Raw genomic sequence first — 14,287 nt, forward strand, 5'->3', positions numbered from 1 at the left:
GGACGTCCTATGAAAAAGGCGCTGTTTTATCTACTGCTATTGGTCTTAGCACCCATCGCCGTATTAATTATTATCACCCCAATGGATAGCCAGAAGCAGTATATCTTCGGCTTAATCAGCATTGGGGCGCTGCTGCTGCTCGGCTTTAGCAAACATCACCGCGTATCGGTAATCATGATGATCGTGGCGGTGTTAATGTCCACACGATATATCTGGTTCCGGGCCACGCAGACGCTGCACTTTAATTCCGAAATTGAGGCCATACTGGGGATCGGGTTATTTCTCGCCGAACTCTATATCTGGATAACCATTATTTTGAGTTATCTGCAAAACCTCTTTCCGTTACAGCGCAAGATTGTGCCGCTGCCGGATGATATGTCGCAGTGGCCTACGGTGGATATCTATATCCCGTCCTATAACGAAAGCCTGGACGTGGTGCGCGATACCGTGCTGGCGGCGCAGTGCCTGGATTATCCGGCGGATAAGCTGAAGATCTACCTGCTGGATGACGGCAAGCGCAGCGAGTTCGCGGTGTTTGCCGCCAACGTCGGGGTAGGGTACATCACGCGTAACGACAACTCCCACGCCAAAGCGGGCAACCTCAACCACGCGATGAAGCTCACCAAAGGCGAGCTGATCTGCGTCTTTGACTGTGACCACGTGGCGACGCGTATCTTCCTGCAGGCGACGGTTGGGGCCTTCCTGCAGGATCCGAAGCTGGCGCTGATGCAGACGCCGCACTACTTCTACTCGCCGGATCCGTTCGAACGTAACCTCTCCGCAGGCCGCGATATTCCTAACGAGGGTCAGCTGTTCTATGGGCAGATCCAGCGCGGTAACGATAACTGGAACGCCACTTTCTTCTGCGGCTCCTGTGCGGTGATCCGTCGCAGCGCGCTGGAAGAGATTGGTGGCTTTGCGGTGGAAACCGTTACCGAAGACGCCCACACCGCGCTGAAGATGCAGCGCCTGGGCTGGAAATCGGCCTATCTGAATATTCCGCTGGCCGCAGGGCTGGCGACGGAGCGCCTGGTGGTGCACGTGATCCAGCGTACCCGCTGGGCGCGCGGCATGACGCAGATTTTGCGGGTCGATAACCCGCTGCTGGGCCGTGGCCTGAAGTGGCAGCAGCGTCTGTGCTACCTTAACGCCATGCTCTCGTTCCAGTTTGCGTTGCCGCGCGTGGCGTTCCTCACCGCGCCGCTGGCCTACCTGCTGTTTAACCTGAACATTATTCACTCCTCGGCGAGCCTGATTTTCGCCTATATGCTGCCGCACCTGTTCCTCTGCATCTATGTGAACTCGCGGGTCAACGGGCGCTTCCGCTACAGCTTCTGGGGGGAGATCTATGATCTCGTGCTGGCCTTCCACCTGGTGCTGCCGACGGTGATTACCCTGATCTTCCCGAAACGCGGCAAGTTCAACGTAACCGATAAAGGCGCGCTGCTGGACGTGGGCTATTTCGACTTCAGCATTGTCCGCCCACACCTGATTATTGCGGTGTTGCTGGCGGCAGGGGTTGTTGCCGGGATCACGCGCGCCGTCGCGCATGACTATTTTAACGTCGATCCGATGGTTATTGCCCTGAACGTCGGCTGGGGTATCTACAGCCTGATCTTCCTGCTGGCGGCCATTGCCGTGGCGCGGGAAACCCGCCAGACGCGTAAGACGATCCGTATTGATGCCAACGTGCCGGTGGTGATCCACTACGCCAGCGGTATCTCCTCGCGCAGCCATACCCTGGATCTCTCCATGGGCGGCTGCCGTATTGCGGTGGTGGATGACCGTCACCTGACCGATGAGATCGAAGAGATTGAGCTACAGCTGCAGTCGGGGGCGATCAGCATTCCGGTGAGCGTCATTGCCCACGATGAGCAGTACATTCGCCTGATGTTTGCCGAGATCCCGCTGGAGCGCCGCCGCGAGCTGGTGCGCGTGGTGCTGGCCCGCGCCGATGCGTGGATCAACCCGCCTAAGCCGCAGGACAATCCGTTCCGCTCGTTGTTTATCATTATTCGCAGCGTATTTGATCTGTTCTGGCTGACCTGGAAAGACCGTCGTAATAAGCGTCGTCAACGCCATGAGGATGCAGGGCGCAGGAATAACGCCACCGAGGATACCGCTGTATGAAAGGGATGACCCGCAAAGCCCTGCAGATGCTGTTTGTATTTGGCGTACTGGCGCAGCCGGTGACGGCGGAAGAGCCGACCACCGTGGAATCGCTGCTGCCGGTGGATCTCCCGCCGCCGGGGACGGACGCGGCGCAGTCCGCTGCGGATGCGGCGCCGGCTTCCCTGCCTGCACCCGATACGCTGCCCGCTTTCCAGACCCCACCGGCGGCAGAGGCGGCTGCGGAACCGGCTGCCAGCCCGGTGCCGGATGCCGTACCGGTGACGCCCGATACCGTTCCTGCTTCTCCGGTGCCGATGGGGATCACCCCTGGCACCAGCAGCAGTATCACCGTTGCCCAGATGGGGCAGCCTAATGGCGTGGTGTTAAGCGGTGGTCAGCTGCAGGGGGGGATCAATTTTACCCTCCCGGCGGACCAGGTGATCACCAATGCCCAGCTGGAGCTGAACCTGAAGGTCTCTCCGGCGATGGCGGCCCGTAATACCACCCTGCAGCTGATGCTCAACGGCCAGCCGCTGGGGACGGTGCCGTTGGGCTCTGCCGACAGCAACGTGTCGAGCTATCAGCTGGAGATCCCGGCGGCGATGGTGGTGTCACGCAATAACATTAGCTTCAAAATCAACGACGGCGATGCCCTGCTGTGCCAGCGGGATCTGTCGGACAATTATCAGGTCACCATCATGCCGAACACGCGTCTCGACCTGGAGGCGCAGCAGCTGAACATTGGCGCGGATCTGAGCCATTTCCCGCGTCCGTTCCTTGATGAGATGCAGATGACGCCGACTACGCTGACCTTCGCCTTCCCGGCCAAAACCCTGCCGGAGCAGGTGGGCGCGGCGGCGCTGATCGCCTCGTGGCTGGGGATCGAAGCGGACTACCGCGGTATTTCGTTTGACGCCCTGCATGACCAGCTGCCGGAGAAAAACGGCATCCTGTTCGGCAAACCGGGCGAGTCGATTGGCGGCCTGACGCTGCCCGCCTCTAACGGGGCGATGCTCCAGGTGGTGGATAACCCGGCCAACCCGATCTACAAACTGCTGTTGGTGGTGGGCAATAACGAGCAGCAGCTGAAAAGTGCCGCATGGCGTCTGACCCGCGGACAGTTCAGCGGCCAGACCACCAGCCTGCCGGTGGAGGCCCAGAACATCCCGGTCAGCAAGCCTTATGACGCCCCGCGCTGGATCGCCACCGACCGCCCGGTGCTGCTGAGCGAGCTGATGCGTAAAGATCAGAGTCTGACGGTGACCGGTATCTGGCACGAGCCGCTGACCCTTGGGTTCCGCGCCGCACCGGATCTCTTTATGTGGGATGGCGACACCATTCCGCTGAAAGTGGCCTATCGCTTCCCGTCCGAAAGCTGGATTGACGAGCAGCGTTCGTATCTGTCGATGACCTTCAACGGCGCGTTCCTGCGCAACCTGCCGGTCAACAAACAGGGTCTGCTCGAAAGCCTGTGGCACAAGCTTGGCGGCGATGCGCGTCAGGAGAATGTTGAGGTGCCGCTGGAGCCATACCTGATTTACGGTGACAACCAGCTGCAGCTCTATTTCAACATCCAGACCAAAGAGACCGCGCCGTGCAGTGTGCTGCTCAATAACAACATCAAGAGCCGTATCGACGAAGATTCCAGCATTGATCTGAGCAACACGCGCCACTTCACGCTGCTGCCGAACCTGTCGTACTTCGTGGGTGCATCGTTCCCGTTCACCCGTCTGGCGGACTTCTCCCAAACGGTGCTGCTGCTGCCGGAGAACCCGAGCGAAAGCGAGATCAGCACCCTGCTGGATCTCTCTGCCCGCTCCGGGAACGCCACCGGCACCGCGCTGAACAACAACCGCGTGATGTTCGGTCTGCCATCTGGCGGGGCGAACCTGCTGCGCCTCAGTGAAAGCGATGTGCTGGCGGTTTCCACGCTGGATCAAACTGCCTTCAACCGCGCGCTGCTGGCCCAGTCGCCGTTTATCAGCAACGAGCACACCTTTGGGGTGCGCGAGCCGAAGATGCTGGAAAAAGCGCAGCGCTTGCTGGAGGGCGACTGGAACGCGTCGGGCGTCGATGCCGACCGCTACTTCTCGTCGAATGAATCCTGGCGCGGCTTTGTCAGCTTCCGCTCCCAGTGGAACCCGGAACGTCTGGTGGTGATGGCGATTGGCAGCAATGACCAACAGCTTTCGCGTCTGCGTAACGATCTTAACTCGGCCCGCATCAACGCCGGGATCCGCGGCGATACGGCGATCATCACTGATGAAAACGGTGTGCGCAGCTTCCGCGTTGGCCCGCAGTTCCCGAGCGGCCAGATGCCCTGGTACATGATGGTGGTGTGGTATGCCACGCAGCACTCCGCCATGCTGGCAATTTTTGGCCTGCTGTTCGCGACGATTATTGGCCTGAGCCTCTACTCGTTACTGAAAAAACGCGCGCATAAACGTCTTAACCCACAGGATTCAGATCGTGAGTAAGGGTGGTAACACTATGGAAAATAAAAACAAAACCGCCAGACATCTGCCTGTGCTTTGCCTGTTCAGCGGGCTGGCGCTCGGGGGCCTTCAGGGCGCCCAGGCGGCGGATGCCGCGCAGTCGGCCAATAACCCGGCGCTGAAAGCGCTCTTCGACCAGGCGAACTACTGGCACGAGAAGTCTCACGATAACCTGGCGATGGAATCGCTGAAAAAAGTGCTGATGGTGGACCCCAACAACACCCAGGCGCTCTACCTGATGGCGCTGTGGTCACAGCAGGCTGGGGACATGAAAGGGGCCGCGCAGTGGCGTGAACGCTTAACGGCGGTCTCGCCGCAGGATGCGAATCTGCAGGCGCTGGATAATGCGAAACAGATGCAGCAGGTGCCGCGTGGGCAGCTGGAGCTGGCCCGCCAGCAGGCGCGCAGCGGCAATATTCCCGCCGCGCTTAGCACCTGGCAGAGCCTGTTTACCGGCAACCAGCCGCCGCCGAGCCTGGCCCCGGAATACTATCTGACCATGGCGGGGGACAAATCCCTCTATCCGCAGGCGGTAAGCGAGCTGCGTCAGCTGCGCGTGCAGTACCCGCAGGATAACAACGTTAAAATTGCGCTGGGCAAAGTGCTCACCTATCAGGAGAGCACCCGCCGCGAGGGGATGGATATCCTCCAGGATCTGGCGAGCGGCAGTCAGGACGCGGATAAATCCCTGCGTCAGGCTCTGCTCTGGCTGGGGCCGCAGGCGGGTGACGAAGCCTATTACCAGACTTACCTCCAGCGTCATCCCACCGATACCGCCGTGCAGGACTACTTCCGTAAAAGCATCGGCGGGGCGGCAAAAGGCGAAGGCTATGTGGCGCTGAACAGCGGTAATACCGACACCGCCCGCAGCCAGTTTGAGCAGGCGCTGAAGACCAACCCGGAAGATGCCGATGCCCTGGCCGGGATGGGCTACGTGGCCCTGCGTAAAGGCGACTACGCCGCAGGCGCGCAGTACCTGAACCGTGCGGCAAGCCTGGGCGGAAGCGCCTCTGAGGAGCGCAAGCAGCAGGCGCAGGATGCCGAGTTCTACGGCCAGCTGGCCCAGGCGCAGGCGGCCTACAAGCAGGGTAACGTCAGCCAGGCGCTGGCCCTGAGCGCACCGCTCGCCCAGCGCAGTGGCGAACAGGGGGCGGCGGCGAAGCTGTTCCGCGCCGACGTCCAGCGGCATAACAAAGATTACACCTCGGCGGAGCAGACCCTGCGCGGCCTGCTGACCGAGCAGCCGAACAACGGCGCGGCCCGGGAAAACCTCTACTACGTCCTGCGCGAGCAGAACAAAACTGCCGAAGCCCAGGCGATGTTGCAGACCCTGCCGGCCAGCCTGCAGGCGAGGCTTCAGCCGCGCGTCTCCGGCGGCAACCCGGCCGATCCGTTGCGTCGTCAGGCGCAGCAGGCGGCGGCCAACGGCGATCCGCAGCGCGCTATTGCGCTATTGCAGCAGGGGACGGCCCGCTATCCGTCCGATCCCTGGCTGCGTCTCGATCTTGCGCGTCTGTTGCAGAAACAGGGACGCGACGCAGAGGCGGCCAACACCATGGCACCAGCTTTCCGCCCGAACGCCAGCAACAGCGAACTCTACGCTGCCGCGCTGTTCGCCAGTGAAAACAACGCCTGGCAGCAGTCGCAAACCCTGCTGTCGCGTATTCCGGCCTCCAGCCAGAACCGCGATATGCGCGAGCTGTCGCAGCGGGTCAACTACAACCTGCAGATGAACGTCGCCGAGCGCTATCTGGCGCAGGGCGATCGCACCGCGGCGGCTAACACCCTGAAAGCCCTGGCGGCGCGTCCGCCACAAAGCCCGGCGGATGCGGGCAAGCTGGCGCGGATGCTTGCCCAGAGCGGGGATATCACCACTGCGGTGAGCGTGGTTCACGACAACATGCGCCGCGGCGTGCAGGGTAACGCCGGGGATTATGCCGATCAGGTGGCGGTGCTCAATCAGGCGGGGCTGGGCAGCGAAGCCCAGGCCTGGCTTGCCAGCCCGGAGTTGCAGTCCCGCAGTACGCCAACCCAGCTGGCGAGCATTCGTAACGGCTACGTGATCAACGAGGCCGACCGTCTGCGCGTGCAGGGCAACTATGCCGCGGCCTACGACAAGCTGATCCGCGCCATGCAAAACGATCCGCAGAACACCGATCTGATGTTTGCGATGGCCCGCGTCTACCAGTCCGGCAAGATGAATAAAGAGGCAGGGGTGGTCTACGACTACCTGATGACCCGCGATACGCCGCAGCAGGATGCGCGGGCCGGGGCGATCGATGTGGCCCTGGCCAGCAAAAACGTCGATAAAGCGAAGCAGCTGAGCGCCGGGCTGACCAACGACGGTACGCCGGAGCGCCTGCTGCTGCTGGCGCGGGTCTCCGAGGCGGAAGGCAATCATCAGCAGGCGATGAGCTATCTGCGCACCGCGCGCGGCAAGCTGCTCGGCCTGCAGAATAACACCGGTGAAACCGCCCCAATGCTGGGCGGCCTGGCACTGGCCGACAACCCGTTTGTAGGGACCTCCAGTACCAGCGAGGTGGCAGCGTCGCCGTCGCTCTACGGCCAGGCGATGCCGTGGCAGGTGGCCCAGCTGGCGCGTAATCCAGAGACCGCGCCGCCGGGTACCGTGCGCACCGATCTGCCGGTGGAAACCGCCCAGGCAGGTACGCTGCGCCAGGTGGATAACATGATGGAGATGCTGGTGGATAAAACCGCCACCTGGGCGCGGGGATCAACCTCCCTGCGCGCGCGTGACGGCGAAGAGGGGCTGAGCAAGCTCACCGAGATCAAGGCGCCATTGCAGTGGTCCACCGTGCCGTTCGGTGATTCCCGCCTGGACGTTAACGTCACGCCGATAAGCCTCGATGCGGGTACCTCGTCCGATGAATCCAGCCGCCGGTTTGGTACCGGGGCGCTGATTCAGGGCGGCGTTGCCGAAGAGCTTTATAACGCCTCCACCACCACGCCGCCTGAGCTGCCGAATATCGACAAAATCAAGGTGCCGTCCCAGGGCTCGCAAAGCGCCCAGGGTGTGGAAGTGGCGATGGCGCTCACCGGGGATCAATACAAAATTGACGTCGGCTCCACGCCGCTGGGTCAGGATCTGAATACCGTCGTGGGTGGGATCCAGTGGTCGCCACAGCTGACCGATTACCTCAAGCTGGTGCTCACCGGCGAGCGTCGTGCGGTGGTGGACAGCCTCCTCTCCTATGTCGGCGTTGAGGACAAATACAGCGGCAAGAAGTGGGGCCAGGTCACCAAAAACGGCGGCAGCGCGCAGCTGAGCTATGACAATACCGATGCAGGTTTCTACGCCGGGTTTGGCGTGTATGACTACGTCGGGGAGAACGTGCCGAGCAACACCAGCGTCACCGGCTCTGCGGGGGTCTATTTCCGCCCTTACTACGCCGCCGACCGCGAGCTGAAAGCCGGCATCAACATGAACTACATGAACTTCGACAAAAACCTGAGCTACTTCAGCTACGGGCAGGGGGGCTATTTCAGTCCGCAGGACTATATCAGCGTCTCCTTCCCGGTGGATTACACCCAGAAATATGACAACTGGAACCTGGGGTTAGGCGCGTCGATTGGTTATCAGTCCTACTCACAGGATGAGAGCCCGTACTTCCCGACGGACGCGGCCATGCAGCGCCAGCTGGAAGATTATGTCTCCCGTGGTTTCGCCAAAGAGGCGTTCTACAAAGGCAACAGCGAAAACGGCCTGGGCTACAACCTGCGCGCGTCCACGGACTACAAACTCAACAAAGATATGACCATCGGCGGGCAGATTGGGTATGACACCTTCGGTGATTACAACGAAAGCACCGCAAGCCTCTACTTCCGCTACCTTCTGGGGAACAAGTAATGAACGATCAACAGCTTTTGCACTATTACCAGCATCAACAGTCCCAGTCGGGCTGGTTTGGACTGATCCACGTGATGGTTGAGACGATGGTGGCGAACGTCGGCGAGGCGCAGAGCCGCGCCTTTCTCGTGCAGATGGGCGACGCCCTGGGCGAGCGCTTCCCGCTGACGCTGGCGCACACGGTGGGCGAACTCGAAGAGCAGATCAACGCCCGGCTGGCAGCCTTTAACTGGGGCTATATTGATATTGATGCCAGCGACACGGCGATCCGCATCGTGCATACGGCATTGCCGGTGCCGCCTGAAGAGTCCAAGCAGATGGCCTGGAACCACGCCTTCAGCGCGGTGCTGGAGGGGCTCTACGCCCGCTGGCTGCGCGAGCAGGGCGGAAAATCGCACGTTTCACTGTGGCGGGAGGCATCCCCCTCGGCTACGGTTATCCATTTCAGATACCAAAACAATCAATAAGGATCGGCCATGTGGCAGCGAATTAAAATCGTGGTTCTGGCGCTGGGGCTGTTGTTAAGCCATCAGGTTTTCGCTGGAAGCGCATGGGAGAGTTACAAGGCGCGGTTTTTGATGCCGGATGGTCGCATCATTGATACCGGCAACAACAGCGTGAGCCATACCGAGGGGCAGGGCTTCGCCATGATGATGGCGGTGCGCAACAACGATCGCGCGGGTTTTGACAAAATCTGGAGCTGGACGAAAAAGAATCTGCAAAACCCACAGACGGGCCTGTTCTACTGGCGCTTCAACCCGGTGGCCGCCGATCCGGTTATGGATAAAAACAATGCCACCGACGGCGATACCTTTATCGCCTGGGCGCTGTTAAAGGCGGGTACCCAGTGGAATGACAGCAATTACCTGAACGCGTCGGACGCCATCACCAAAGAGCTGGTGGCGCGCAATGTGATCAGCTTTGCCGGTTACCGCGTGATGCTGCCTGGGGCGAAAGGCTTCAACCTCAACAGCCATGTGAATCTCAACCCGTCCTATTTTATCTTCCCGGCCTGGGAGGATTTCGCGAAGCGCAGCCATCTGACGGTGTGGCGCGATCTGATCAACGACGGGCAGAAGCTGCTGGTGAAAATGCGCTTTGGCAACACGCAGCTCCCGGCGGACTGGGTTTCCCTTTATGCCGACGGCCATGTGACCCCGGCCAAAGAGTGGCCGGCGCGCTTTAGCTACGATGCGATCCGCGTGCCGCTGTACGTGAAGTGGTATCAGCCAACCAGCCCGCTGATGGCGCCGTATACCGCCTACTGGGGACGCTTCGCCCGTACCCAGACCCCTGCGTGGGTGAACATCACTACCAACGATCCGGCACCGTATATGATGGACGGCGGCCTGCTGGCGGTGCGTGACCTGGCGATGGGCCAACTCCCGGCGGGCGAACCGCAGATCACGGCGCAGGAGGATTACTACTCCGCGAGTCTGAAGATGCTGGTGTCGCTGGCGAGATAGGTTTTACCTTCCTACGGTGGGATTCTGGAAAGCGCCTCGCAAGAATGACTTGCGGTGGCGCTTTTTGTTTTGTGGGGAATATTGTTTACCGGACCCTGGCGATATAAACAAAAAAGACTTAGCCAGTTTCCTGTCTAAGTCCTTGAAATTTGGTGGCCCCTGCTGGACTTGAACCAGCGACCAAGCGATTATGAGAACCATAACGACCAACATAAAAACAATAACTTAGTTTAAAATCAGTAATATAGAAAACCAATATCAACCCATGTTGTCCAATAAACTTAAGTTGCTGCGACACTTTTGCGACATTTTAAAGGGTTGAGCTTTAACGCCTCCTCCAGGTGGTTCGGAGCAAAATGGGCATAACGCATGGTCATTTTTATGTCGGTGTGACCAAGGATTTTTTGCAGAACCAGTATGTTTCCCCCGTTCATCATAAAATGAGATGCAAAAGTGTGTCGGAGTACGTGCGTCAGCTGCCCGGCCGGTAATTCAATTCCTGCCCTTTCGAGTGCCGATCTGAAAGCGTAATAACATGGGCTAAAAAGAGCGCCGTTTTTCTTTGGTAGTTCTGCAATGAGTTCTGAATCTAGCGGGATGGTGCGGTTGCGCTTCCCTTTCGTTTTTATAAAGGTGATCTTACCTGCCGTGATCTGGCTGCGTTTGAGCTTTTCAGCTTCTCCCCAGCGTGCGCCAGTAGATAGACAAACCCGCACTATCATTTCCAGGTCTTTTGCGGAACTACTGCGACATTCTTCTAAAAGCTTATCGATCTGCTCACCAGTCAGATAAGCCATCTCGCTTTCTTCGGTTCTGAACTGACGAACGTTTTCTAATGGGTTCGGTGCATCCCATTCACCAAGCCGCTTCAATTCATTAAAAACCGCGAGAAAATAAGCGTGCTCAAGGTTCATGGTGCGGGGTGAAACCTTTGTGACGCGCTTAGTTCGGGCAAAATGACCATCCAGCCTTTTAGCCCTGTAAGCTGTGAAAAGTTGGGCTGTAAATTCTGTTGCCAGGGGCGAACCCATGCACTCATTAGCCCAGAGCATGGTGCTTTTGCGCCTCTCTCCATCACGTAAAGTTATCCCGTGACGTTCAAACCAGAGATGGATTAGATCCGAAAGGCGACGTTTGTCTTTACCTTGCCCAAGCCAGGGGGCGTCCTCCACTTTTTGAAGGGTGTAGTTTTCAAACGCCAGCGCCTCGCCTTTGGTGGCGAATTTTTTGCGTACTCGTTTACCTTGTTTGCCATCGCTGCGGTTAACTGTGTAAAAATCAGCAATCCATTGGCCATTGGTTAGTTTTTTTACGGTCATTGGCTTTCAGTAAAATCACCAGTATCAAGGAACTGCGAGAATTGTTCGGCGTTGAGAATGATAATGCCCATTCCGCGTGCAGTTGCCATTTTTTTCGAACTGGCGTTATAGCCGTAGCAAAGGAGTTTCAGCCCTTTTGTTACTGATTTTCTGACTACCATTCCCGCTTTATTGGCTAAATCTTCAAGATTCGTTTTTTCGTCTTTCTTAAAGCCAGTGAAGTGAACATCGAAGGTTTCTGGTTTCGGTGCGCGAATTTCAAGTAAACCAGTATCAATCCCTTTGGAAACAAAGAGTTCTCCTTCTTCAAGTGAACCGCATTCAGAAAGTATGCGTGATTTCAGGAACGTTTTAAGTTTTCCTTCCTCTCCGGCCTTAAGACTCTCCCCTTGCAAATATTCTTCATTTTGCGAAATATTATTAATGATTTGAACGTTAACAATATTCTTACTATTGACATAAACGAATATTAATATTTCTTCCATATTTAAATCATCCATTGATAATAGTTAAAACTACTCGCCCAATAATTTTTATATCGTCAATTGAGCAATCAAATGCCATACCAATACCGCTAACTCTTATCTTTTTAATTGGAATTCGAGTAAGGGTTCTAATGCTGGTTTTTCCTTCAATTTCAACTAACCACTGATTGTCGTAGACCTCTGTGAATGAGGTATCAACGATAAACTGATTGCTACCTTCTAAGACGCATATCGGAGATGTGGGCAATGGGCTGCCTGGCAAAAAAGTAACTTTGTCCATCATGAGAGTGCCAGCTTCATAAAGCTGACCATCAAGGATTTTTTTGCGCGGCATTTTTAGAATATCGACTTTCTCATCATCAAACTTCCTACCCTCACCAGTTGCTATCCATTCAAGATTTGCACCTGTTTCTGCCACACATCTAATAGCGATATCTGAAGGAAAACCACCGCGTTTATAGCGGGAGGAAAGGCTACTTGCTGCGATATCAAGATGTTGGGCGAGCATTAGCTTGGATGTGAACCCATAGGCCTCTATCACGCGATCCAGAACCGGCGCGCTATCGACATCAAAATCAAGTTTGAAAGTTGCCATGCTAATCACAAGATAATGCGCACATTTCTAATGTCAGTAATTGACACTTTGCATAATGCGAATTAATCAAGCTCCGTTGTTTGAATATTGCCTTATAAAGACCGATATTGGCGTATCGGCTAAAACAGGAGTTTGCCTTATGCGACCTAACATTACAATCGTGATCCCAGAGCCATACCTCCCACTTGATGAGTATTGCCGTCGAACTGGCATGTCAAAAAGTACAGCTAATAATCTGATTTCATACGGAAAGCTCCCGATTAAGCCTAAAGGGGCGCAAAAAAAAGGTTTGGTTGAAGTGAACATGGCTGCTTTAACCGTGATGGCATTAAGCGAATGCAATATTTCGGTTAATGCGTAATCCAGGCTAGCAATTAGGAATCCGCGAATCATGTACGATTACAAGGTATCTATACACAATCACCTTGATAGCGCTTGCCGGGCTTTCGCTCAGTCTCATAACCTTGAGCAGCTGGCTAAATCGGTAGGGATGCGCCCGGCAACCCTGCGTTGCAAGATGAATCCGGATCAGCCGCACCAGTTGACCCTTATCGAACTTATCGCCATCACAGATGCAACAGAAGACCCGCGCATTCTTGATGGCATGCTGCGCCAGCTGCACTGTCAGCCCTCCGTCCCGGTTAACAACGCCACTATGGGGAACATGCAATTTTGTGCGCTCACTGCTGCTGCCAGCGTGGGCGCAATTGCCGGGGAAGCGGTTTCCACAGAACAGATGACCCAGGCGCGCCGAAACCAGATTCTTGATCGCGCCAGTGATGCCATTCGCAGCCTCTCCCTGATCGTCTATTCCGTTGAGGCTCGTTTTCAGTCTGCCCCTGTCTTTGCTGCTGCCGTGGATATCGTCACGACAAACGCAACAGGGTTGATGTGAGGGATGTCAATGAAAGCTTTCGTTACGTATCTGAAAGAACAATCACCGGCCATGCAGCTGGCCAGCGGGACTACTGGCTGGATTGAGTTACCAAACGGTCAACGCTGGAACCCTGGACACCAGTACAAATTCAATGGTCGCTTGCCTCGCCGCCCGTGGTGGAAGCGTCTTAGCCACCGTCTGACTGGGGGAAGTTATGGCCATTAATACCGAGCAGCAAAAACGCGGGCTGGAGCAGTTGAGAAATATCCGCCGCAAATATTTCAGTAGCAGCAGTGAGGCTGCTGATTGGTGGGACAAGCTGAACCCGGAATGGCGCGGCGTTGTTTTGCATGCGGCTGCAGTCGCTTCCGGTTTGGACGTTTTTAAAGCCCACTTGTGTAAGTGCAGCTGGCGGGAATTGTTCGAACGCCTCGACTACCGGGCAATGATCCAGTTGCGTCAGGGTATTTCCAGAGCGCGAATGACGTTTGAGGGTTTCGGCAGTTTGCGTGACAGCGATTTTTCATCACGAACAGCAAGCCGGCCAATCAAAAAAGCCCGTCCTGTCAGCAGTGGAAACGGGGTTCAGATGATTATCGCACCACACATCGTTCAGAAGATGCAGCAGCAGGGGAATCACTAATGCCAGTAATTTCAGTAGATAGCGGGATTTTTAACAAGGAGCTGAATGCCTGGGGAGTTCCGCATAATTACACCCAGCTTTTTTTATCTAAAAGCGTTGTTAAACATGGTCGTGTCGCACTACATCCGTTTTTCTTTAACGACACTGAGCACTTGACCATCCAGCGTCACTGGCTCGCTATCAATGCCGCGTTCTGGTGCAGCGTTTACCGTGAAGCCGAAAGCCAATATGCCCAGGTGGAGGCGTTAGCCAGTATCCGATCCGTTTTTTACATGGCGGGTGCTTTGGGAGTTGGTGAAGTTAAGGCGCTTATCCAGGAATGGTGGCGCAAAACCTACGAGCTGCATCATATTCCTGCGCCGAGCTATTCAGCCGCGCCCGTTACCGTTTCTTACCACTAAATAAACCTCTGAATTTTTTGGCCACC

The 14,287-nt window shown here is 56.6% G+C and carries 13 protein-coding genes; 10 read left to right on the top strand and 3 right to left on the bottom strand.

Annotation, left to right across the window (positions count from 1 at the left end):
- Positions 1 to 9 precede the first annotated feature (9 nt).
- From bcsA to DVA43_RS21275, 5 genes are read left to right on the top strand one after another with little or no spacing between them, the layout of a single operon-like run.
- Entirely contained in the window at positions 10 to 2,130 is a 2,121-nt protein-coding gene (gene bcsA, locus DVA43_RS21255; RefSeq protein WP_114316629.1) for a UDP-forming cellulose synthase catalytic subunit, read from the top strand.
- Complete coding sequence (bcsB, locus tag DVA43_RS21260) at positions 2,127 to 4,589, top strand: cellulose biosynthesis cyclic di-GMP-binding regulatory protein BcsB (RefSeq protein WP_114316630.1); 2,463 nt, start codon at positions 2,127 to 2,129, stop codon at positions 4,587 to 4,589. The genes bcsA and bcsB overlap by 4 nt, the downstream gene beginning before the upstream one ends.
- 13 nt (positions 4,590 to 4,602) lie before the next feature.
- Positions 4,603 to 8,475 (top strand): cellulose biosynthesis protein BcsC, encoded by a 3,873-nt coding sequence (locus DVA43_RS21265; RefSeq protein WP_114316631.1) that lies wholly within the window; start codon positions 4,603 to 4,605, stop codon positions 8,473 to 8,475.
- Positions 8,475 to 8,942, top strand: a complete 468-nt coding sequence (gene bcsD, locus DVA43_RS21270) for a cellulose biosynthesis protein BcsD (protein ID WP_114316632.1) — start codon at positions 8,475 to 8,477, stop codon at positions 8,940 to 8,942. The genes DVA43_RS21265 and bcsD overlap by 1 nt, the downstream gene beginning before the upstream one ends.
- A gap of 9 nt (positions 8,943 to 8,951) precedes the next feature.
- Positions 8,952 to 9,941, top strand: a complete 990-nt coding sequence (locus DVA43_RS21275; RefSeq protein ID WP_114316633.1) for a glycosyl hydrolase family 8 — start codon at positions 8,952 to 8,954, stop codon at positions 9,939 to 9,941.
- 281 nt (positions 9,942 to 10,222) lie between these two features.
- Here the strand turns inward: DVA43_RS21275 and DVA43_RS21280 are convergent, their stop codons facing one another.
- The 3 genes from DVA43_RS21280 to DVA43_RS21290 are packed head-to-tail and all read right to left on the bottom strand — an operon-like array spanning position 10,223 to position 12,340.
- Positions 10,223 to 11,260 (bottom strand): tyrosine-type recombinase/integrase, encoded by a 1,038-nt coding sequence (locus DVA43_RS21280; protein ID WP_114316634.1) that lies wholly within the window; start codon positions 11,258 to 11,260, stop codon positions 10,223 to 10,225.
- The gene (locus DVA43_RS21285; protein WP_114316635.1) at positions 11,257 to 11,745 is read right to left on the bottom strand and encodes a BRCT domain-containing protein; all 489 of its coding nucleotides are present in this window, start codon (positions 11,743 to 11,745) and stop codon (positions 11,257 to 11,259) included. Before DVA43_RS21285 ends, DVA43_RS21280 begins: the two co-directional genes overlap by 4 nt.
- 7 nt (positions 11,746 to 11,752) lie before the next feature.
- Complete coding sequence (locus DVA43_RS21290; RefSeq protein WP_114316636.1) at positions 11,753 to 12,340, bottom strand: phage repressor protein CI; 588 nt, start codon at positions 12,338 to 12,340, stop codon at positions 11,753 to 11,755.
- Positions 12,341 to 12,479: 139 nt separating this feature from the next.
- Here DVA43_RS21290 and DVA43_RS21295 point away from each other — a divergent pair, with 139 nt between their 5' ends.
- Genes DVA43_RS21295 through DVA43_RS21315 form a run of 5 tightly spaced genes read left to right on the top strand, consistent with a single transcriptional unit; the run spans position 12,480 to position 14,261 of the window.
- Positions 12,480 to 12,701 carry an AlpA family transcriptional regulator gene (locus DVA43_RS21295; RefSeq protein ID WP_114316637.1) on the top strand — a complete coding sequence of 74 codons (222 nt, stop codon included), beginning with the start codon at positions 12,480 to 12,482 and terminating at the stop codon, positions 12,699 to 12,701.
- A 30-nt stretch (positions 12,702 to 12,731) separates the two neighbouring features.
- Positions 12,732 to 13,235, top strand: coding sequence for a phage regulatory CII family protein (locus tag DVA43_RS21300; RefSeq protein ID WP_114316638.1), 504 nt, complete (start codon positions 12,732 to 12,734; stop codon positions 13,233 to 13,235).
- A 9-nt stretch (positions 13,236 to 13,244) separates the two neighbouring features.
- Positions 13,245 to 13,442: a phage filamentation protein Fil family protein gene (locus DVA43_RS21305; protein ID WP_114316639.1), complete on the top strand. Its 198-nt coding sequence runs from the start codon at positions 13,245 to 13,247 to the stop codon at positions 13,440 to 13,442.
- Entirely contained in the window at positions 13,432 to 13,860 is a 429-nt protein-coding gene (locus DVA43_RS21310) for a hypothetical protein (RefSeq protein WP_114316640.1), read from the top strand. Before DVA43_RS21305 ends, DVA43_RS21310 begins: the two co-directional genes overlap by 11 nt.
- Positions 13,860 to 14,261 (top strand): hypothetical protein, encoded by a 402-nt coding sequence (locus DVA43_RS21315; RefSeq protein WP_114316641.1) that lies wholly within the window; start codon positions 13,860 to 13,862, stop codon positions 14,259 to 14,261. Before DVA43_RS21310 ends, DVA43_RS21315 begins: the two co-directional genes overlap by 1 nt.
- The last annotated feature ends 26 nt before the right edge of the window (positions 14,262 to 14,287 follow it).

The sequence above is a fragment of the Leclercia sp. W6 genome, from assembly GCF_003336345.1.
In the GTDB taxonomy this organism is placed as follows: domain Bacteria; phylum Pseudomonadota; class Gammaproteobacteria; order Enterobacterales; family Enterobacteriaceae; genus Enterobacter.

Bases quoted from the DNA above. Each gene is read 5' to 3' on its own strand.
- DVA43_RS21275 (WP_114316633.1), top strand. From the start codon at position 8,952: ATGTGGCAGCGAATTAAAATCGTGGTTCTGGCGCTGGGGCTGTTGTTA.
- DVA43_RS21310 (WP_114316640.1), top strand. From the start codon at position 13,432: ATGGCCATTAATACCGAGCAGCAAAAACGCGGGCTGGAGCAGTTGAGA.
- DVA43_RS21285 (WP_114316635.1), bottom strand. From the start codon at position 11,745: ATGGAAGAAATATTAATATTCGTTTATGTCAATAGTAAGAATATTGTT.
- DVA43_RS21265 (WP_114316631.1), top strand. From the start codon at position 4,603: ATGGAAAATAAAAACAAAACCGCCAGACATCTGCCTGTGCTTTGCCTG.
- bcsD (WP_114316632.1), top strand. From the start codon at position 8,475: ATGAACGATCAACAGCTTTTGCACTATTACCAGCATCAACAGTCCCAG.
- bcsB (WP_114316630.1), top strand. From the start codon at position 2,127: ATGAAAGGGATGACCCGCAAAGCCCTGCAGATGCTGTTTGTATTTGGC.
- DVA43_RS21295 (WP_114316637.1), top strand. From the start codon at position 12,480: ATGCGACCTAACATTACAATCGTGATCCCAGAGCCATACCTCCCACTT.
- DVA43_RS21290 (WP_114316636.1), bottom strand. From the start codon at position 12,340: ATGGCAACTTTCAAACTTGATTTTGATGTCGATAGCGCGCCGGTTCTG.
- DVA43_RS21280 (WP_114316634.1), bottom strand. From the start codon at position 11,260: ATGACCGTAAAAAAACTAACCAATGGCCAATGGATTGCTGATTTTTAC.
- DVA43_RS21300 (WP_114316638.1), top strand. From the start codon at position 12,732: ATGTACGATTACAAGGTATCTATACACAATCACCTTGATAGCGCTTGC.
- bcsA (WP_114316629.1), top strand. From the start codon at position 10: ATGAAAAAGGCGCTGTTTTATCTACTGCTATTGGTCTTAGCACCCATC.
- DVA43_RS21315 (WP_114316641.1), top strand. From the start codon at position 13,860: ATGCCAGTAATTTCAGTAGATAGCGGGATTTTTAACAAGGAGCTGAAT.
- DVA43_RS21305 (WP_114316639.1), top strand. From the start codon at position 13,245: ATGAAAGCTTTCGTTACGTATCTGAAAGAACAATCACCGGCCATGCAG.